The sequence below is a fragment of the Actinosynnema sp. NPDC037264 genome (assembly GCF_055603705.1).
In genome coordinates, this window is the sequence record NZ_JBVJVK010000051.1 from 11,267 (window position 1) to 30,281 (window position 19,015).

At 72.4% G+C, this 19,015-nt stretch carries 18 protein-coding genes; 15 read left to right on the plus strand and 3 right to left on the minus strand.

Annotation, left to right across the window (positions count from 1 at the left end):
• Nucleotides 1-208: 208 nt before the first annotated feature.
• The gene (gene pyrG, locus ACZ7GX_RS35485) at nt 209-1,897 is read left to right on the plus strand and encodes a CTP synthase (protein WP_372470788.1); all 1,689 of its coding nucleotides are present in this window, start codon (nt 209-211) and stop codon (nt 1,895-1,897) included.
• A 38-nt stretch (nt 1,898-1,935) separates the two neighbouring features.
• A complete protein-coding gene (locus ACZ7GX_RS35490) occupies nt 1,936-2,514 on the plus strand; it encodes an NUDIX domain-containing protein (RefSeq protein WP_498783361.1) in 579 nt (192 codons plus the stop codon).
• A 72-nt stretch (nt 2,515-2,586) separates the two neighbouring features.
• Here ACZ7GX_RS35490 and ACZ7GX_RS35495 read toward each other — a convergent pair whose 3' ends face one another.
• On the minus strand, nt 2,587-2,970 hold the full coding sequence (locus ACZ7GX_RS35495) for a hypothetical protein (RefSeq protein WP_498783363.1): 384 nt from the start codon (nt 2,968-2,970) through the stop codon (nt 2,587-2,589).
• A gap of 34 nt (nt 2,971-3,004) precedes the next feature.
• Between ACZ7GX_RS35495 and ACZ7GX_RS35500 the strand changes: the two genes are divergently transcribed.
• Nucleotides 3,005-3,385 carry a DUF2752 domain-containing protein gene (locus ACZ7GX_RS35500; protein WP_498783364.1) on the plus strand — a complete coding sequence of 127 codons (381 nt, stop codon included), beginning with the start codon at nt 3,005-3,007 and terminating at the stop codon, nt 3,383-3,385.
• Here ACZ7GX_RS35500 and ACZ7GX_RS35505 read toward each other — a convergent pair.
• Nucleotides 3,374-3,973 (minus strand): DUF1707 domain-containing protein, encoded by a 600-nt coding sequence (locus tag ACZ7GX_RS35505; RefSeq protein ID WP_498783365.1) that lies wholly within the window; start codon nt 3,971-3,973, stop codon nt 3,374-3,376. The genes ACZ7GX_RS35500 and ACZ7GX_RS35505 overlap by 12 nt on opposite strands.
• A 67-nt stretch (nt 3,974-4,040) precedes the next feature.
• Here ACZ7GX_RS35505 and ald point away from each other — a divergent pair, with 67 nt between their 5' ends.
• The 12 genes from ald to ACZ7GX_RS35565 all read left to right on the plus strand — a co-directional run bounded on the left by ald (nt 4,041) and on the right by ACZ7GX_RS35565 (nt 17,229).
• Nucleotides 4,041-5,150, plus strand: coding sequence for an alanine dehydrogenase (ald, locus tag ACZ7GX_RS35510; RefSeq protein ID WP_498783367.1), 1,110 nt, complete (start codon nt 4,041-4,043; stop codon nt 5,148-5,150).
• Between the two features lie 407 nt (nt 5,151-5,557).
• Entirely contained in the window at nt 5,558-6,448 is an 891-nt protein-coding gene (gene xerD / locus ACZ7GX_RS35515) for a site-specific tyrosine recombinase XerD (protein ID WP_498783435.1), read from the plus strand.
• An 85-nt stretch (nt 6,449-6,533) separates the two neighbouring features.
• Nucleotides 6,534-6,902 carry an ArsR/SmtB family transcription factor gene (locus tag ACZ7GX_RS35520; RefSeq protein WP_498783368.1) on the plus strand — a complete coding sequence of 123 codons (369 nt, stop codon included), beginning with the start codon at nt 6,534-6,536 and terminating at the stop codon, nt 6,900-6,902.
• A gap of 131 nt (nt 6,903-7,033) precedes the next feature.
• Nucleotides 7,034-8,008: a ParA family protein gene (locus tag ACZ7GX_RS35525; RefSeq protein ID WP_498783370.1), complete on the plus strand. Its 975-nt coding sequence runs from the start codon at nt 7,034-7,036 to the stop codon at nt 8,006-8,008.
• Entirely contained in the window at nt 8,005-8,325 is a 321-nt protein-coding gene (locus ACZ7GX_RS35530; RefSeq protein ID WP_498783372.1) for a hypothetical protein, read from the plus strand. The genes ACZ7GX_RS35525 and ACZ7GX_RS35530 overlap by 4 nt, the downstream gene beginning before the upstream one ends.
• Nucleotides 8,322-9,191 (plus strand): segregation and condensation protein A, encoded by an 870-nt coding sequence (locus ACZ7GX_RS35535; protein WP_498783374.1) that lies wholly within the window; start codon nt 8,322-8,324, stop codon nt 9,189-9,191. The genes ACZ7GX_RS35530 and ACZ7GX_RS35535 overlap by 4 nt, the downstream gene beginning before the upstream one ends.
• On the plus strand, nt 9,188-9,961 hold the full coding sequence (gene scpB / locus ACZ7GX_RS35540; RefSeq protein WP_498783376.1) for an SMC-Scp complex subunit ScpB: 774 nt from the start codon (nt 9,188-9,190) through the stop codon (nt 9,959-9,961). The genes ACZ7GX_RS35535 and scpB overlap by 4 nt, the downstream gene beginning before the upstream one ends.
• Nucleotides 9,954-10,700 carry a pseudouridine synthase gene (locus ACZ7GX_RS35545; protein ID WP_498783378.1) on the plus strand — a complete coding sequence of 249 codons (747 nt, stop codon included), beginning with the start codon at nt 9,954-9,956 and terminating at the stop codon, nt 10,698-10,700. The genes scpB and ACZ7GX_RS35545 overlap by 8 nt, the downstream gene beginning before the upstream one ends.
• Before the next feature lie 177 nt (nt 10,701-10,877).
• The gene (locus ACZ7GX_RS35550) at nt 10,878-14,618 is read left to right on the plus strand and encodes an nSTAND1 domain-containing NTPase (protein WP_498783380.1); all 3,741 of its coding nucleotides are present in this window, start codon (nt 10,878-10,880) and stop codon (nt 14,616-14,618) included.
• A gap of 162 nt (nt 14,619-14,780) precedes the next feature.
• Nucleotides 14,781-15,548, plus strand: coding sequence for an ABC transporter permease (locus tag ACZ7GX_RS35555; protein WP_498783382.1), 768 nt, complete (start codon nt 14,781-14,783; stop codon nt 15,546-15,548).
• Nucleotides 15,545-16,351 carry an ABC transporter permease gene (locus tag ACZ7GX_RS35560; protein ID WP_498783384.1) on the plus strand — a complete coding sequence of 269 codons (807 nt, stop codon included), beginning with the start codon at nt 15,545-15,547 and terminating at the stop codon, nt 16,349-16,351. Before ACZ7GX_RS35555 ends, ACZ7GX_RS35560 begins: the two co-directional genes overlap by 4 nt.
• A complete protein-coding gene (locus ACZ7GX_RS35565) occupies nt 16,348-17,229 on the plus strand; it encodes an ABC transporter ATP-binding protein (protein WP_498783386.1) in 882 nt (293 codons plus the stop codon). The genes ACZ7GX_RS35560 and ACZ7GX_RS35565 overlap by 4 nt, the downstream gene beginning before the upstream one ends.
• Nucleotides 17,230-17,771: 542 nt before the next feature.
• On the opposite strand, the gene ACZ7GX_RS35570 is transcribed toward ACZ7GX_RS35565, so the two are convergent.
• Complete coding sequence (locus tag ACZ7GX_RS35570) at nt 17,772-18,977, minus strand: 4-hydroxybenzoate 3-monooxygenase (protein WP_498783388.1); 1,206 nt, start codon at nt 18,975-18,977, stop codon at nt 17,772-17,774.
• Nucleotides 18,978-19,015 lie beyond the last annotated feature (38 nt).

Consider the following 19,015-nt stretch of genomic DNA (forward strand, 5'->3'; position numbering starts at 1 on the left):
GTTCGTGCTCGGTTCGCGCCTGGTTCGCGGTGGCTCGGTCGCCTGTTCGGGCCGTCCTAGGCCATCCGAGTGACGCCCTTGCCTGCCCGCCGGCGCGCTGGGTGACCGGCGGCGTGTTAGCGTTAGGGCCCGTGGACAGGGCGCTGAGCTGTGCGGAACCACCGCAGCCGGCCCCTAGCGGACATCCAGACCACGGGGAGCCTCCTTGGTGCAGCAGGCACGTACGACCAAGCACGTTTTCGTCACCGGGGGTGTGGCGTCGTCCCTCGGCAAGGGGTTGACCGCGTCCAGCCTCGGACAGCTGCTCACCTCTCGCGGTCTCCGCGTGACCATGCAGAAGCTCGACCCCTACCTGAACGTCGACCCGGGCACGATGAACCCGTTCCAGCACGGCGAGGTGTTCGTCACCGACGACGGCGCGGAGACCGACCTCGACATCGGCCACTACGAGCGGTTCCTGGCGCGCGACCTCTCCGGTGACGCGAACGTGACCACCGGGCAGGTGTACTCCGAGGTCATCGCCAAGGAGCGGCGCGGCGAGTACCTGGGCGACACCGTCCAGGTGATCCCGCACATCACCGACGAGATCAAGCGGCGCATCCGGGCCATGGCCGAGCCGGGCCCCGACGGCGTCATCCCGGACGTGGTGATCACCGAGGTCGGCGGCACGGTCGGCGACATCGAGTCGCTGCCGTTCCTGGAGGCGTGCCGGCAGGTGCGCCACGACGTCGGCCGGGACAACGTGTTCTTCCTGCACGTGTCGCTGGTGCCCTACCTCGCGCCGTCCGGTGAGCTGAAGACCAAGCCGACCCAGCACTCCGTGGCCGCGCTGCGCAACATCGGCATCCAGCCCGACGCCATCGTGTGCCGGGCCGACCGGGAGATCCCGGACGCGTTGAAGCGCAAGATCGGCCTGATGTGCGACGTGGACACCGAGGCCGTGGTGGCGGCGGTGGACGCGAGGTCCATCTACGACATCCCCAAGGTGCTGCACGGCGAGGGCCTGGACGCGTACGTGGTGCGGCGGCTCGACCTGCCGTTCCGCGACGTCGACTGGACCGTGTGGGGCGACCTGCTCGACCGCGTGCACAACCCGTCCGAGAAGGTCCGGGTCGGCCTGGTCGGCAAGTACGTCGACCTGCCCGACGCCTACCTGTCGGTGACCGAGGCGCTGCGGGCCGGCGGGTTCGCGCACCGCACCAAGGTCGAGATCGTGTGGGTGCCCTCCGACGAGTGCCAGACGCCGTCCGGCGCGGCGCACGCCCTGGGCGGGCTCGACGCGATCCTCATCCCCGGCGGGTTCGGGGTGCGCGGCATCGAGGGCAAGATCGGCGCGATCACCTACGCCCGGACCCGCGGCATCCCGCTGCTCGGCCTGTGCCTCGGGTTGCAGTGCCTGGTCATCGAGGCGGCGCGGAACCTGGCGGGGATCGCCGACGCGAACTCGGCGGAGTTCGAGGACACCGGGTCGCCGGTGATCAGCACCATGGCCGACCAGGAGGACGTCGTCTCCGGGCAGCGCGACATGGGCGGCACGATGCGGCTCGGCGCCTACCCGGCGTCGTTGCTGCCGGGCTCGCAGGTGGCGGCGGCGTACGGGTCGCTGGAGGTCTCCGAGCGGCACCGGCACCGCTACGAGGTCAACAACGCCTACCGCTCGAAGCTGGGCGAGGCGGGGTTGGTGTTCTCCGGGACGTCGCCGGACGGGCGGCTGGTGGAGTTCGTCGAGCTGCCGGCCGACGTGCACCCGTTCTTCGTGGCCACGCAGGCGCACCCGGAGCTGAAGTCCCGTCCGACCCGCCCGCACCCGCTGTTCGCGGCGTTCGTGAAGGCGGCGTTGGACTACCGGCTGGCCGACCGGCTGCCGCTGCCCGAGCCCGCGGGGGCCGCGCAGTGACTCCTCGGCACGAGTTCGGGACTGTTTCGTCGCGGGACGTGCACGTCGGGCGCGTCGTCGCGTTGCGGGTGGACGAGGTCGCCATGCCTGGTGGCGGTACGGCATCGCGCGAGGTGGTGGAACACCTCGGCGCGGTGGCGGTGGTGGCCTTGGACGAGGCCGGTGCGGTGAGGTTGATCCACCAGTACCGGCACCCGTTGGGCCGGCGGCTCTGGGAGCTGCCGGCCGGGTTGTTGGACTCGGGTGACGAGACGCCGCTGGCCGCCGCGGAGCGGGAGTTGGCCGAGGAGGTCGGGCTCGCGGCGTCGGAGTGGGTGACGTTGGTGGACGTCGCCGTCTCGCCCGGGTTCACCGACGAGGTGGTGCGGGTGTTCCTGGCTCGTGGGCTCACCGAGGTCGATCGCGAGGTGCAGGGCGAGGAGGAGGCCGACCTGGAGGCGAAGAGCTTCCCGTTGGCCGAGGCGGTGGACATGGTCCTGGCCGGGGAGATCGTCAACGGCCCCGCCGTGTCCGGGCTGCTCGCCGCGCACGCCGTGGTCACCGGCGGCGGAACGGGGCGCCCCTCCGACGCCCCGTTCACCGACCGCCCGACCCGGTTCGCCGCCCGCAGTTCCTGAGCGTGGGACTCGCGGTGCCCGAGCGTTCGACACGCGGGCGCTGGGCGTTCGACTCGTCCGCGTGTCGAACGCTCAGGTCGCGTGCGTCGAACGCTCGGGACCGGTGAGCTCTGCGTTCAGGTGCAGGTCGGGCAGGGTCGGGCGTTCGTACTCGCGGTCGAACGGTGTGGCTCCGCGCGGTGTGCGCAGGCCGCGCCGCTTCTCGGCTCGGCGGGTCGCCGCGTAGGCCTCCACGTGCAGTTTCCACCGGCCCCGCAGCACCAGCAGCACGTCCAGCGCCGCCGCCAACGCCCGCTCGTCGCGTTCGAACGGGCCCGCCACCAGCTCCAGGTAGCGCATGGTGACCGCGTACGGCGCCGCGTGGAAGCGCCGCACGCACGAGCGGAACGCCGACGCGCGGTGCGGCAGGGGCAGGGTCGCGTCGCCTGCCCGGTGCGCGTACCAGGAGAAGCCCACGGTTGGTGAGTATCCGGGGAGGGGGAAGCGGATAATGGCGTTCGTGGGCGTGCGATGGCCGTTGGCGGTGGCCGCGGCGGCGGTGGGCGGGTGCGGGGTGCTGCTGTTCGTGGACCCCAGCCAGCCCGGGTCGTTCCTGCCGCCGTGCCCCCTCTACGCCTTGACCGGCATCCAGTGCCCGGCCTGCGGGTCGACCCGGATGGTGCACGCCCTGCTGCACGGCGACCTGGTCGCCGCCTGGCAGTTCAACGCCGTCATGCTGCTGGTCGGGCTGCCGCTGCTGGCCTGGCTGTGGGTGCGGTGGTTCCGGGCGGCGAAGGACGGGCGGCCGGCGCCGCCGGTGTCGCGGAAGGTCGGCGTGCCCGTGGTGGCCCTCGCCGTCACGTGGATGGTCGCGCGGAACCTAGTCGCGTAGCTTGCGGCCCTGGCTGTCCGTGCCGCCGTTGACCAGCAGGACGATCCCGTCGATCAACGACCAGATGCCGCACCCGCCGCAGGTCAGCAGCTGTGCGATGCCGATCGCCGTGTCGCCCATGTAGAACCGGCCGATGCCGAACGGCAGCGCCAGCTGCAGCACGCCCGCCGCGATGCGCGACTTGTCGGACAACGGCTGCCCGGTCAGCGGGTCGAAGCCGTACGGCGCGTTGGGGTTGAACCCGGGCGGGTAGCCGTACGCCGGGCCGTAGGGCTGGGACGGGTCCGCGTAACCGGGCGGCGGGTAGCCGGGGATGCCCTGGCCGGGCGTGGCGGCGTAACCGGGCGGCGGCGGGGTCGGGTACGCGGCCGTCGGCGGGTAGCCGGGCGGCAGGAACACCGGGTGCGGCTGCGGCAGGTCGTGGAACAGCGCCGCCAGCTCCTGCGCGGACTGGGCCGCGGACGCGTAGCCGACGCGCTGCTCGTACTCGCCGATCTCCAGGCGACCGGCCGCGAAGTGGTCGTTCAGCGCGGTGATCGCCTCTTCGCGCTGCTGGTCGCCGATGCGCACCTGGTGGGGTTCCGACACACGTAAACGCTAACAGCCGCGAGCCGGTGGTCGAGCCGGAACCCGCTGGTCGACCTACGCTTCAGGGGTGCTGGTCGGAGTTCCCCGAGAGGTGAAGAACCACGAGCACCGGGTCGCCATCACCCCCGCCGGTGTGGTGGAGCTGGTGCGGCGGGGCCACCGCGTGCTGATCGAGGCGGGGGCCGGCGGCGGTTCCTCGATCCCGGACCGCGAGTTCGCCGCGTCCGGCGCGGAGATCGTGCGCGACGCGGACGACGTGTGGGGCGACGCCGAGCTGGTGCTCAAGGTGAAGGAGCCGGTGGCCGAGGAGTTCCACCGGATGCGGCCGGGGCAGACCCTGTTCACCTACCTGCACCTGGCCGCCGACGCCCGCTGCACGCACGCGATCGTCACCTCCGGCATCGACGCCATCGCCTACGAGACCGTGCAGCTGGCGGACGGCTCGCTGCCGCTGCTCGCGCCGATGAGCGAGGTCGCGGGGCGGATGGCGGTGCAGGTCGGCGCGCACTGCCTGGAGCGCAACCAGGGTGGGCGGGGTGTGCTGCTCGGCGGCGTGCCCGGCGTGCCGGCGGGGAAGGTGGCGGTGATCGGCGCGGGGGTGGCGGGCGTGAACGCCGCCGCGGTGGCCGTGGGCATGCAAGCCGAGGTGGTCGTGCTGGACACCAACGTCAACCGGCTGCGGCACATCGACTTCGCCTACCGGGGGCACCTGCAGACCGTGGCGAGCAACTCGTACGAGGTGGAGAAGGCGTGCCGGTGGGCTGATCTGGTGATCGGCGCGGTGCTCGTGCCCGGCGCCAAGGCCCCGACGCTGGTGGGCAACGAGCTCGTGTCGACCATGCGGTCCGGCTCGGTGCTCGTCGACATCGCCATCGACCAGGGCGGTTGCTTCGCCGACTCACGGCCGACCACGCACGACGACCCGACGTACCGGGTGCACGGTTCGGTGTTCTACTGCGTGGCGAACATGCCGGGCGCGGTGCCGCACACCTCGACGTGGGCGCTCACGAACGTCACACTGCCCTACGTGACGGCGCTGGCGGACAAGGGGTTTCGACGGGCGATCAGCGACGATCCGGCGTTGGCCAAGGGCGTGAACGCGGTGCGCGGCGCCGTCGTGCAGGCCGAGGTGGCCAGGGCGCACGGGATGCGGCACGTTCCGCTGGACCTGCTGTGAGCGTTGGGCGGGGGAGCGGTCCGGCGGGGGCCGGCGGCGGGACACCGGAATTGTCGGACCCCTCTGGGAGAATGAAAGCAGGGGACCCCCTGGCGGGGACCCCTGCGGGGCATGCTCCTACGGCGGCGGCTCCTACGGCGGCGGGGTCTTCGGCGGCGGGGTCTTCGGGTCGCGCTCCTGGGGCGGCAGGGACCGCTGGGGGGCGGGCGGCTGCTCCGGGGCGGGCGGCTGCGGCTGCTGACGTGGGGGGTTCTCCGGAGGCGGCTTCGGCGGGTGCAGATCCTTCAGCGGCGACGCCTGTGGCGCATACGGCTGCGATTGCCTCGGCCAGGCGTGCCCGTGCGGCGGGGACGGCTGCGGCGGGCACGGCTGCGGGAGATGCGTCGGAAGCGCGGGTGACGCCTGCGGTGCGTGCGGTGGGGCTGTACCTGGACCACCTGGCGGTGGAGCGGGGGACGGCGCGCAACACGCTCGACTCCTACGGCCGGGACCTGCGCCGCTACACCGCGCACCTGGCGGCCGACGGGGTCGACGACCTGGCCCACGTCACCGAAACCCTGGTCGGGGACTTCCTGGCCACCCTGCGCGAGTCCGGGCTGGCCGCCTCCTCCGCCGCACGCACCCTGGTCGCGGTCCGCGGGTTGCACCGCTTCGCGCACCTCGAAGGCCTCACCGCGCACGACCCCGCCCGCGCCGTCCGCCCGCCGACCCCACCGCGCCGGCTGCCCAAGGCCCTGCCCGTCGACGACGTGCTGAAGCTCCTCGAAGGCCCCGCCGACACCCCCGCCCACCTGCGCGATCGCGCCCTCCTGGAGCTGCTGTACTCCAGCGGCGCGCGGATCAGCGAAGTCGTCGGGCTCGACGTGGACGACGTCGACGCCGCCGAGCGCACCGTGCTGCTCGACGGCAAGGGCGGCAAGCAGCGGATCGTGCCGGTCGGCCGCCCGGCGCTCGCGGCGCTGGAGGCATACCTCGTGCGAGCCCGCCCCACCCTGGCCAAACGCGGCACGCCCGCGCTGTTCCTCAACGCCCGCGGCGGCCGGTTGAGCCGGCAGACGGCCTGGCAGGTGCTGAAGACGGCGGCCGAACGCGCCGGCATCGAGGCCGAGGTCTCACCGCACACGCTGCGGCACTCGTTCGCCACCCACCTGCTGGAAGGCGGCGCGGACGTGCGGGTCGTGCAGGAACTGCTGGGTCACGCCTCCGTGACGACGACCCAGGTGTACACACTGGTCACCGTCAACACCTTGCGCGAGGTCTACGCGACCGCCCATCCTCGCGCATCGGGTGGAACATGAGCGGTCCACGGGTACCGTGGGCGGCTCGCCCGACCGGGCGCCCACCCGCTTCCGATGAGCCCGACGAGCTGGAGGTGCCGACCCGGTGCCGAACTTGGACGAGCCCGAGCGCAGCGCGATCGAGCTGGGCGCGGTGCTGCACGCGTTGAGCGACGCCACCCGGCTGGCGGTGGTGCGGCAGATCGACTCCGACGGCGAGCGCCTGTGCGGCGCGCTGATGGTGGAGGTCGCCAAGTCCACGTTGTCGCAGCACCTGCGCGTGCTGCGGGAAGCGGGCATCACCCGCACCAGGGCCCGCGGCAACCAGCGGTGGGTGTCGCTGCGGCGCGACGACCTCGACGAGCTGTTCCCCGGGCTGCTCGACGTGGTGCTCCGCGCGGCCGAGCGGAACTGCCGCAACGCCGGTGACCACGCCGCCGACCGGGCCGGGGCGCGGGCCGGCGCGACGCCCTGAGCCCGCGCCGACGCCCCGAGCCTCGCAAAACGCGCTGAGAACGATTGACCGCGCTTCGGCGGGGCGCGTTGCCGGTGGACCTCGGTGTGCCTAGGCTGCGCCCAGGCAGAGGACTAGGAATCGGGAAGGCGATGTCGACACCGGAGCACGCGGGTCAGGCGTGGGGACCACCTCCACCACCCCCGCAACCGTCCGGTGTGCCGCGCGCCTCGGTCGAGCTGAGCCTCGCCCCGCACGCCGCACCCGCTGACGAAGACGCGACCGAGCAGGTCGCGGGCGATATCGGGCCGACGGGCCGCCCGCTGCGCCACGTCGCCGACCCACCGCTCGTCGCCAGGCACGGCCCGGCGAAGATCCTCGCGGTGTGCAACCAGAAGGGCGGGGTCGGCAAGACCACGTCCACCATCAACCTCGGCGCGGCGCTGACCGAGTACGGCCGGAAGGTGCTGCTGGTCGACTTCGACCCGCAGGGCGCGCTGTCGGTCGGCCTCGGCGTGCACCCGCACCAGCTCGACCAGACGATCTACAACGTGATCATGGAGCGCGACGTCGGCGTCCGCGACGTGATCATGAGCACCCCGGTCGAGGGCATGGACCTGCTGCCCAGCAACATCGACCTGTCCGCCGCGGAGATCCAGCTGGTCTCCGAGGTGGGCCGGGAGCACACGCTGGTCCGCACGCTGCGCCCGGTCATCGAGCACTACGACTACGTGCTGGTGGACTGCCAGCCGTCGCTCGGCCTGCTCACGGTCAACGCCCTCGCGGCGGCTGACGGCGTCCTCATCCCGCTGGAGTGCGAGTTCTTCAGCCTGCGCGGGGTCGCCCTGCTGATAGACACCATCGAGAAGGTCAGGGAGCGGTTGAACCCGAAGCTGGAGATCACCGGCATCCTCGCCACCATGTACGACCCGCGCACCCTGCACTCCCGCGAGGTGATGGCGCGCGTGGTCGAGGCGTTCGGCGACGTCGTGTTCGACACGGTGATCAACCGCACCGTCCGGTTCCCGGAGACGACCGTCGCCGGCGAGCCGATCACCAGCTGGGCGCCCCGCTCGGGCGGCGCGAAGGCCTACCGCGCGTTGGCGCGCGAGGTGATCGCCCGGTGACCCGACGCCCATCACTGCCGGGCGCGTCCGAGCTGTTCCGCCTCACGACCGGCACCCCCGCCGCCGACGTGCCCGCCCAGGAGCAGTCGGCGCCGCGGCGCGGCACGGGGCGGCAGAAGCACTCGACCAAGATCACGGTGTACGTGTCCGACGAGGAGCTGCTGGCGCTGGAGCACGCGCGGCTGGCGTTGCGCGGCGAGCACGGCCTCGCGGTCGACCGCGGACGTGTGGTGCGCGAAGCCATCGCGATCGTGCTGGACGACCTCGAAGGGCACGGCGAGGAGTCGCTGCTGGTGCGTAGGTTGCGCGAGCAGTGAGCGGTGACGCACCCGAGACCGAACCCGAAGTCGCCGCGCCGGTCGAGGCAGTCGAGGCGGTGGCGCCCGCGGCACCGGACGACGGCCGGTTCAAGGTCAAGCTGACCAACTTCGAGGGGCCGTTCGACCTGCTGCTGCAGCTGATCTCGCAGCACACGCTCGACGTGACCGAGGTGGCGCTGCACACCGTCACCGACGACTTCATCGCCTACATCCGCGCGTTGGGCGACCAGTGGGACCTGGACGAGACGACCGAGTTCCTGGTCATCGCGGCGACCCTGCTCGACCTCAAGGCGGCCCGCCTGCTGCCCTCGGGCGACGTGGAGGACGAGGACGACCTGGCGCTGCTGGAGGCGCGGGACCTGCTGTTCGCGCGGCTGCTGCAGTACCGGGCGTACAAGCAGGTCGCGGCGCTGTTCGCGGAGCTGGAGCGGGGCGCGTACCGGCGCTACCCGCGGTCGGTGGCGCTGGAGCAGCGGTACGAGGGGCTGTTGCCCGAGGTGATGCTGGGGGTGGACGCCCGGCGGTTCAGCGAGATCGCCGCGGTCGTGTTCCGGCCCAAGCCGCCGCCGACGGTGTCGACCTCGCACATCCACCAGCACCGGGTCTCGGTGCGCGAGCACGCGGACCTGCTGCGGGCGCGGTTGGCGGAGCTGGGGACGGCCACGTTCGCCGAGCTGATCGCCGAGTGCGCGGAGACCATGGAGGTCGTGGCGCGGTTCCTGGCGCTGCTGGAGCTGTACCGGGAGCAGTCGCTGGCCTTCGAGCAGCCCGATCCGCTCGGCGAGCTGCGCATCACGTGGGTCGGCGGCACGATCGAACAGGCGCAGGCGCAGGCCCGCGACGAGGACGAGGAGTACGGGTGAGCGACCACGCAGCGACCGGCCCCGGGCCGGCCGGGGCCGACGAGCCGGTGGTCGGGCCCGACGTGGCGGTGGAGTCGGTCGCGGCCGGGTTCGAGCAGGTCACGGACGCGGACGCCGGCGTGCCGGGGTCCGGTGCGGTCGGGGAGTCGGGGATGTTGCCGTTGGCCGTGGAGCCCGAGCCCGAGCCCGGTTCCGAGGACGAGGTCGAGGCGGGTGGGTTGCCGGACCTCTCCGACGACGCCGAGCTCGACGGCGCGTTGGAGTCGATCCTGCTCGTCGTGGACAGCCCGATCGCGGAGGAGCAGCTCGCGGGCGTGCTGGACCAGTCCGTGAAGCGCGTCACCGCCGCCCTGCGCCGGCTGGCCGACCGGTACACCGAGCAGGGCAGTGGCGTCGACCTGCGTAGAATCGGGGACGGCTGGCGGTTCTACACGCGGGACCGCTTCGCGCCATTCGTGGAGAAGCTGCTGCTCGACGGGCAGCGCGCCAAGCTCACCCGGGCCGCGTTGGAGACACTCGCGGTCATCGCCTACCGGCAGCCCGTGACCAGGGCCCGGATCGCGGCGGTGCGCGGGGTGAACGTGGACGGCGTCATCCGCACGCTCGTCGCGCGCGGCCTGATCGCCGAGACGGGCACGGACTCCGACACGGGTGGCATCCTTTACCGCACGACCGAACTGTTCCTGGAGCGGTTGGGGCTGTCGTCGTTGGGCGACCTGCCGCCGATCGCCCCCCTCCTGCCCGAAGTGGATGCGATCGACGATGTCTGACCAGGACCACAACCCCGAGGGGATCCGGCTCCAGAAGGTGCTCGCCAAGGCGGGCATCGCCTCGCGGCGGGTCGCCGAGGAGCTGATCGAACTCGGCCGCGTCCAGGTCGACGGCGAGGTGGTCCGCGAGCAGGGCCGCCGCGTCGACCCGGACACCGCGGTCGTGCACGTCGACGGCGTGCGCGTGGTGCTCAAGGAGGACGTGGTCACCATCGCGTTCAACAAGCCGCGCGGTGTCCTGTCCACCATGCACGACGACGCGCACCGACCGTGCGTCGGCGACTACCTGCACAACCGCAAGGAACGCCTGTTCCACGTCGGCAGGCTGGACGCCGACACCGAGGGCCTGCTGCTGCTGACCAACGACGGCGACCTCGCGCACCGGCTGATGCACCCGTCCTACGAGATCACCAAGACCTACCTGGCCGAGGTGCCCGGCCCGATCCCGAGGGACCTGGGCAAGCAGCTGCGCGCGGGCGTCGAGCTGGAGGACGGCCCGATCGCGGTCGACTCGTTCAAGCTGGTCTCGTCCGTGCCGGGCAAGGCGCTGGTCGAGGTGGTCCTGCACGAGGGCCGCAAGCACATCGTGCGCCGCCTGCTCGACCACGTCGGCCACCCCGTCGAGCACCTGGTCCGCACCGCCGTCGGCGAGGTGCGCCTGGGCAACCAGCGCCCCGGCTCGATGCGGGTGCTCAACCGCCAGGAAGTCGGCTCCCTCTACAAGGCCGTCGGGCTGTAGCCGGGGCAGGCGCTTGGTGGGGTCCCCCTTCACCACCAAGCGCCGCTCCCCCCTGCGGAACCCTCACGCGGTTCCACCGCCATTCCTACGGCAGACGGGTTGTTCAGTGTCAGCGCGTGGACGCTGAACAGGCTTTTCTGAACAATCGCCCTCGTCGAAGGGGAGGGCGACGAAGCGATGGCCAGATCGGAGAGCCCCTTACGGGCGGACAGCCGTGACCTCGGCGAGTTCGCCGCCGACCTGAGAGCCCTGCGGGAACGGGCGGGCAGCCCCACGTACCGGCGGCTCGCCCGCGACGCCCACTACTCGGCGGCGGCGCTGTCGGAAGCGGCGAACGGTCGCAAGCTGCCGAGCCTCGCGGTCACGCTGGCCTACGTGCGCGCCTGCGGCGGTGACGCCGTGGCGTGGGAGTCGCGCTGGCGCGCGCTGGCCGAACGGATCGCCGACGCCAACCCGCGCACCCCGCCGGAGACGACCGAGGCCCCGTACACCGGGTTGGCGGCGTTCCAGGTGCGTGACGCGGACCGGTTCTTCGGCCGCGACCGCGTCGTGCGCGAGCTGACGGGTCTTGTCGCGCAACGCCGGTTCGCCGGGGTGTTCGGCGCGTCCGGCTCGGGCAAGTCGTCGGTGCTGCGGGCGGGCCTGGCGGCGGCGTGGGGCCGGTGCTCGGTCGTGCTCACGCCCGGCGCGCGGCCGGTGCAGGAGCTGGCGGTGCGGGTCGCCGCGAGCACCGGTGGTGACGCGCCCGCGCTGGCCGCCGAGTTCACCGCGTACCCGGAGAACCTGCACCTGCGCGTGCGGCAGGCGCTCGTCGGCGGCGACGACGACCTGCTGATCGTGGTCGACCAGTTCGAAGAGGTCTTCACGCTGTGCCAGGACCCCGCCGAACGGGCCGCGTTCATCGCCGCGCTGACCACCGCCACGTCCGCGCCGACCAGCCGCACGCGCGTGGTGCTCGGCGTGCGGGCCGACTTCCTCGGCCACTGCGGCCAGTACCCGGAGCTGGTGGAGGCGCTGCGCGGCGGGCACGTCCTGGTCGGGCCGATGTCCGCGGACGAGCTGCGCGAGGCGATCGTGTCGCCCGCCGTCGCGGTCGGCTGCAAGGTGGAGACCGCGCTGGTCACGCGCCTGGTCGCGGACGCGGCGGGCCAGCCCGCGGTGCTGCCGCTGGTGTCGCACGCGTTGCTGGAGACGTGGCGCCGGCGGCGCGGTGTCGCGCTGACCCTGGCCGGCTACGAGGAGGTCGGCGGGGTCGAGCACTCGATCGCGCGCAGCGCCGAGCACGTCTACACGGCCATGAGCCCGGCCCGGCAGCTGATCGCCAAGCAGGTGTTCCTGCGGCTGATCGCGGTCGGCGAGGGCACCGAGGACACCAAGCGCCGCGTCGCCCGCGCCGAGGTCGACCACCCCGAGGTGCTGGCCGCGTTGGCGCAGGCCCGGCTGGTGGTGCTGGACCGGGACACGGTGGAGCTGGCGCACGAGGCGTTGATCCGCAACTGGCCGCGGCTGCGCGACTGGATCGCCGAGGACCGGGCGGGCCTGCGGGTGCAGCGGATGCTGACCGAGGCCGCGCACACCTGGGAGGCGCTGGACCGCGATCCCGGCGCGCTGTACCGGGGCACCCGGCTGGCGTTGGCGCGCGAGTGGGTCGACGGCACCCGCGGACCACGGCTCACGCCGGGCGAGATCCGGTTCCTCGAGGCCAGCGTCGCCGCGGACGACGCGGTGCGCGCCGTCGAGCTCGGGCGCACCCGGAGGTTGCGGCAGCTGGTGTCGGTGATGGCCGTGCTGCTGGTGCTGGCGTCCAGCGCGATCGTGTTCGCCGTCGTCGCCGAGCGGTCCGCGACCGAGCAGCGCAACATCGCGTTGGCGCACAAGGTGATCACCCAGGCCGCCGCGCTGCGCGACACCGACCCGGCGCTGTCGTTGCAGCTCACCCTGGCCGCGCACCGGCTCGCGCCGCTGCCCGAGACGCGGGACGCGTTGTACGGCGCGTTCACCGAGCCCTACGCGACCCGGATCATCGCGGTGCGCTCGGCGGCGGTCAGCCCGACCGGCACGCTGCTCGCCGTCACCGACGACACCAGCGTGCAGGACGTGCGGCTGGTGGACATCTCGGACCCGCGGCGCCCGGAGCACCGCGGCGTGCTGGCCGGGCTGACCGACCCGTGGGTGCTGGCGTTCAGCGACGACGGCCGGTGGCTCGCCGGGGCGTCCGCGAAGGCCATCGTGGTGTGGCGGGTGGCGGACCCGCGCCGACCCGTGGTCGTGCACCGGCTGGTCGACGCGGGCGAGCGGACGTCGGCCCTGGCGTTCTCGCCCGACGCCCGGTACCTGGTCGCGGGCTTCGTCGCCGGCCGGGCGCGGGCGTGGGACCTGGCCGCGGGCGCCGAGCCGGTGCCGCTGCCGCAGACCGGCGGGTCGACCAGGGTGGCCTTCGTGTCCGGGCACGTGGTGGCGGTCGTGTCCGGCGACGTGGTGCACGCGGTCGACGTGGCCACCGGCGCGTCCGGGGTGCTGGTCGGCGGCGTCGGCCCGGTCACCGCGCTGGCGGTCGGCGACGACGGCCGGGTGTTCGCGACGGCGGGGGAGGACCGGGTGGTGCGGCTGTGGGAGGTCGCCGATCCCCGTCGGCCCGCCCGGCAGGTGACGGCGCTGCGGCACGGCGGCGACGTGCGCGCGCTGGCGTTCAACGACGACGCGCGGGTGCTGGCCACGGCGGGGGACGACCGCTCCGCCCGGCTGTGGGACGTCACCGACCGGGACGCGCCGGTCGAGGCCACCGCGGTCGACGGCCACCTCGGCCCGGTCACCGCGGTCGCCTTCGCCGCCGGCGGACGGGCCCTGGTCACCGCGGGGACCGACCGGTCCGTCCGGCTCACCGACCTCACCGACCTGCCGGTCGCGCACCGCGCCACGGTGCGCTCGGTCACGGTCGCCGCCGATCGCCCCCTCGCCGCCACCGTGGACGTCGACGGCGTGCTGCGGCTCGTCGACATCTCCCCGCCGCGCGGCCCGCGCACCGCCTGGCCGCTGACCGCGCACCCGGGCCGGGTCCGCGCCGCCGCGCTCAGCCCGGACGGCGAGCACCTGGTCACCGTCGCCGACGACGGGCCGGTGCGGGTGTGGCGCACCGCCAACCTCGCCTCACCCGACCTGGTCGGCGAGGCGGGCCGGGCGCACGTGGTGGCGTTCAGCCCGAAGGGCACGCACTTCGTCACCGGCGCGTTCGACGACGGCGTGCCGCGCTTGTGGAACGTGGCGACCCTGGCGCAGGTCGCCGAGCTCACCGACGGGCGGGACGCCGGGGCGCCGGTCGCCGCGCTGGCGTTCGACGGCGACGGCGACCGGTTGGTCGTGGCCAGGGCCGGTGGTGCGGTCGAGGAGTGGGACACGACCGTCCCGCTGTGGCCCGAGCGGCGGCGGCGGGACGTGCCGGCCGCCCGGTCGCCGGCCGAGGTGGCGTCGGCGGCCGGCGCGATGGCGACGGTGGGGTCCGACGGCGAGGCCGTGCTGTGGCGGGAGGTCGAGCCGGGGCACGGCGCCGCCGACTCGGACGTGCGGTTCGCCTCCGCCGAGCCGCTGGGGTGGGCGGTGCGCGCGGTCGCGGCGGCGGGGACCCTCGTCGCGGTCGCCGGCGCCGACGGGACGGTGCGCGTGCACGACGTGGCGGGCGACGGGCCCGCCCGGCAGGTGGCCGTGTTCGCCGCGCACTCCTCGGGCGTCAACTCGGTGGCGTTCACGTCCGACCGGCGCACGCTCGTCAGCGCGGGCGACTCGGTGCTGCGGTTCTGGGAGACCGGCCTGGACGCGGTGGTGGACCGGATCTGCGCCACCGCGCACCCCGGGATCACCGCGCGGCAGTGGGAGGTCCACTTCCCCGACTTGCCCTACGACCCGCCCTGTGCCAACCCCTAGTTCCACTGAGCGGAAGGCGAGGAGATCGGCCCCGCCACCTGCGGGCCGGCGTTGCAAGATCACATCATGAAGTTTTCCCGCCACTCATTGTGGCGGGGGACTTCACTCTCTAGATTGAGCCGGGTTAGTCGGGGTTGATCAACTGGGAAGAGGCGTTTGCGCGTGCGTGCGCTCACCCGAGGACTGCTCGGTGTGGCCGGGTTCCTCGTCATCTGGGAGCTGGTCGGCCGGTTCCGGCTGGTTCCCTCGGAGTACTTGCCACCGCCGTCCGTCGTAGCGGTGGAACTCGTGAAGTTGTTGGGGGATGAGGCTTTCCTGCGGGACGTCATCGCGACGGTCCTCGCCGTGCTCATCGCCGTGGCGCTGTCGGTCGGGATCGCCGTCCCGCTCGGCCTCGTCCTGGGCAGCGTGGCGCCCGTCCGGCACGCGACCCGCGCCGTCGTCGAGTTCCTGCGCCCCATCCCGTCGGTGGCGTTGATCCCGCTGGCGGTGCTGCTGCTCGGCATCGGACCCGAAACCAAGATCACCCTCGCGGTGTACGCGGCGATCTGGCCCATCCTGTTCAACACCATCTACGCGCTCGACGAGCTCGACCCCCTGCTGGTCGAGACCGCGCGGGCGTTCGGCTCCGGCCGGGTGCGCGTGCTCGCCTCGGTCGCCCTGCCCAGCGCGTTGCCGTTCGTGCTGACCGGCATCCGGCTCGCCGCCACGACGAGCCTGGTCGTGATCGTCAGCGTGGAGCTGCTGGAAGGCGGCTCCGGCGGCATCGGGCAGTACATCGCGATCGCGCGCAGCGGCGCGGGCCGGATGGACATCGTCCTGGCCGGCACGGTGGTCGCGGGCATCATCGGCTACGTGCTCAACGAAGGGCTGGAACGCGCGCAGCGCCGCTGGGTCGGCTGGAGCGCGGTCACCGGAGGTCGGTCGTGAGTCGATTCCTGCAGCGGTGGGCGGTGTTCGCGGGCCTCGTCGTGGTCTGGGAACTGCTCACCTGGTACGCCGACGACACGTTCTTCCCCCGCCCCACCGAGATCGCCGTGGCCGCGCACGACCTGTGGTTCTCCGGACCGGCCGGTGACCTGTTCCTCACCGACACGGTGTTCGACCACGTGTTCCCGAGCATCGGCCGGCTGCTCGCCGGCTGGGGCATCGCGGCCGTCGTCGGCATCTCGCTCGGCGTGGCGCTCGGTCGTTCCGCGACGGCCGCGGAGTACGCCGGGCCCCTGCTGACGTTCATGCGCTCGATCCCGCCGCCCCTGCTGGTGCCGGTGTTCCTGCTCGTGTTCAGCGTCGGCACCACCATGCAGCTCGCCACGATCGTCTTCGGCGTGCTGTGGCCCATCCTGCTCAACAGCATCGACGGCGCCCGCTCCGTCGACGCCACGAAGTTCGAGACCTCGGCGGTGTTCCGCATCCCCAAGCCACAGTGGATCCTCGGTGTCGTCCTGCCCTCCGCGGCGCCGAAGATCTTCGCCGGGCTGCGGGTCTCCCTGTCGCTGTCGCTGGTGCTCATGGTCGTGTCCGAACTCGTCGGAACCGACAACGGGATCGGGTCGCAACTCCTCGTCGCACAGCGGGAGTTCGACTTCCCCGACATGTGGGCCGGGATCATCCTGCTGGGTGTCCTCGGCTATGCCCTCAACACCGTGCTCCTCGCCTTCGAGCGCCAAGCCCTTGCGTGGCAACCGAAGCAGGAGCGCACCCCCGCGACGGTGGAGGAAAAAGCAGTATGACCGCGATGCTCGAAGTGGCCGACCTCGGCCACACCTACCAGGCGAAGGACGGCGCGCACACCGCGATCGCCGACCTGTCGTTCACCGTCGGCACCGGCGAGTTGGTCTGCGTCGTCGGCCCGTCCGGCTGCGGCAAGTCCACGCTGCTGCGCACCATCTCCGGGCTGATCCGCCCCACCCGCGGCGAGATCAGCCTGCACGGCAACGAGGTCCGCGGCGTGCCGGACGACCTCGCCGTGGTGTTCCAGGACTACAGCCGCTCGCTGTTCCCCTGGCTGACGGTGCAGAAGAACGTCGAGTTCCCGCTGCGCCGCACCCTGGGCCGCGCCGAGCGCCGCACGCGCGCGGCCGAGGCGCTGGAGTGGGTCGGCCTGTCGGCGGCCGGGCGCAAGTACCCGTGGCAGCTGTCCGGCGGCATGCAGCAGCGCGTCGCCATCGCCAGGGCGCTGGCCTACCGGCCCGCGCTGCTGCTGATGGACGAGCCGTTCGCCTCGGTGGACGCGCAGACCCGGTTCGAGCTGGAGGACCTGCTGCTGAAGGTCCGCACCGAGCAGGACACCACCGTGCTGGTGGTGACGCACGACATCGACGAGAGCGTCTACCTGGGCGACCGGATCCTGGTGCTCTCCACGTCGCCCGCGTCCGTGGTGGCGGACCTGAAGGTCGACCTGCCCGCCGAGCGCGACCAGATCACCACCCGCGAGTCCGAGGCGTTCGTCGCCCTGCGGGCCGAGGTGGCGCGGCTGCTGAACGTCGGCAAGACCTCCGAGGAGGTCAAGGCGCGGCGCAAGGCGAACGAGGAGCAGGCGGCGAAGTGGGCCGAGGCGGAGCGGGCGGAGGCCTCGCGCGCGGAGGCCGAGGAGCGCGCTACGACGTGACAGGCCTTTCCCAGGCCCTATAACGCCCAGCGGGCGATCTGCGGCTTGTCGGCCCTCTCAGGGCGCCGGCGCCGTGGGTCGCCCGTTGTCGTGCGCGGGGCCGCGCGGAAGCGGATTCCGGACGCGGTTTCGACGGGGATCGTTCACAACGATTCGACATCTTTCTTGCCGCGGAGGCCTTCGTCGAAGATCACCGCGCCGTCGTCGCATGATCACGCGCCGTGCGCGTCGAGCCCTTTTACGGCCGTTTCGGCGGGATGTTCCGGTGGTGATTCCCGTGCGCCCGGGCGCCGGCGAGAAGATGTCGGCCGGTGGGTCCGGGCGGCCACCGGGCGGAATCGGTGACGAATGCACCGGCCCGATATCGGGATCGGCCGAGTCCGGTGGTGATTCGAATGTGCCGGTGATTCGATCGGGCCATCGCCTTGTTCTCCGGGTCGAGCACGCCTGAATGCCGTGGCGGAGAACAAGGCGCCGGTCTTCCGGTGTCAATGCGGGACGTCAACCGCGGCGCAGGCCCCGCTAATCGTAAGTTGTTCTTCCTAGGGCCCCACGTAGTTTTGGGCGAAATAGCCGGCCGACGACCCCGAGGCGATGAGGTGTTCGAGTCTGGCTTGGCCCAACCGGCTCAGGAACGGCTCCGGCGACCGGTGGATCATGAACACCATCCACTGCGAGAACTCCTGCGCACGCCACACGCGCCGCAGGCAGACCTCCGAGTAGCTCCGCAACCCCGTCTCATCACCCGTTCGGTGGTAGCGCGCCAGGGCGTCGGCGAGCACCTCGGCGTCGTGCAACGCGAGGTTCATTCCCTTTGCCCCCACCGGGGTGATGATGTGCGCGGCGTCGCCGAGCAGGTACAGGTTGCCGTGGTTCATCGGTTCGACCACGTGGCTGCGCATGTCGAGGATCCGCTTCTCGACGATGCGCCCCTCGGTGAGCTTCCAGTCGGAGTCCCGAAGCGCCAGCCGCTTGTGCAGCTCCGCCCACACGCGCTCGTCCGGCCAGTTGTCCACGGTGTCGTCCACCGGGACCTGGAGGTAGTAGCGCGAAACCGTCGAACTGCGGAGCATATGACCCGCGAATCCGTCCGGGTGAAGTGCGTAAATCACCTTGTGGGTGGATGGCGGCGCCTCCGCCAGGATGCTCAGCCACTCGATGCCGTGCTGGTGGCTGAACTCCTGCACCGCGCCCGGCGGGATGCTGCGCCTCGTCACGCCGTGGAACCCGTCCGCGCCCGCGATGAACGAGCAGTCGAGCCGCTCCCGGGTGCCGTCGGCGTTCGTCCAGGTCAGAGCCGGTTCAGTGGACTCGATGTCGTGCAGTTCGACGTCCTTGACCGACCACCGGACGGCGCCGCCGCGCTCGTCGACGTAGTGCCGCACGAGGTCCTGGACGACCTCCTGCTGAGGGTAGATGTAGTGCGTCTGCCCGTCGTACAGGGTGGCGTAGTCCACCTCGTGCGATTCTCCGTTCACCCGGAATTCGCACGCGCCATGCCTGTCCGCCTCTCGGAGCAACCGGTCCGCGAGCCCGTGCTCGGTCAACATTTGCACCGCGCGGTGCTCCAACACCCCGGCGCGCGGCCGGGTCTCGATGTGCTCGCGGGTGCCTTTCTCCAGCACCACGCAGGGGATTCCGGCCTCGCGGAGCAGGTTCCCCAAGGTCAATCCCGCCGGGCCCGCTCCGACGATGCCCACCGGGCGCCGGTTGCTCTGTACGGCCCATTCCGCGTCAAGATCGCTCACCGCATACCCCAACCTCTGGACAGCCTGTGCAAAGATGC

Excerpts from the sequence above, each read along its gene's own strand:
- ACZ7GX_RS35550 (WP_498783380.1), top strand. The coding sequence starts at position 10,878 with ATGGCCAGATCGGAGAGCCCCTTACGGGCGGACAGCCGTGACCTCGGC.
- ACZ7GX_RS35565 (WP_498783386.1), top strand. The coding sequence starts at position 16,348 with ATGACCGCGATGCTCGAAGTGGCCGACCTCGGCCACACCTACCAGGCG.
- ACZ7GX_RS35500 (WP_498783364.1), top strand. The coding sequence starts at position 3,005 with ATGGCGTTCGTGGGCGTGCGATGGCCGTTGGCGGTGGCCGCGGCGGCG.
- ACZ7GX_RS35545 (WP_498783378.1), top strand. The coding sequence starts at position 9,954 with ATGTCTGACCAGGACCACAACCCCGAGGGGATCCGGCTCCAGAAGGTG.
- ACZ7GX_RS35525 (WP_498783370.1), top strand. The coding sequence starts at position 7,034 with ATGTCGACACCGGAGCACGCGGGTCAGGCGTGGGGACCACCTCCACCA.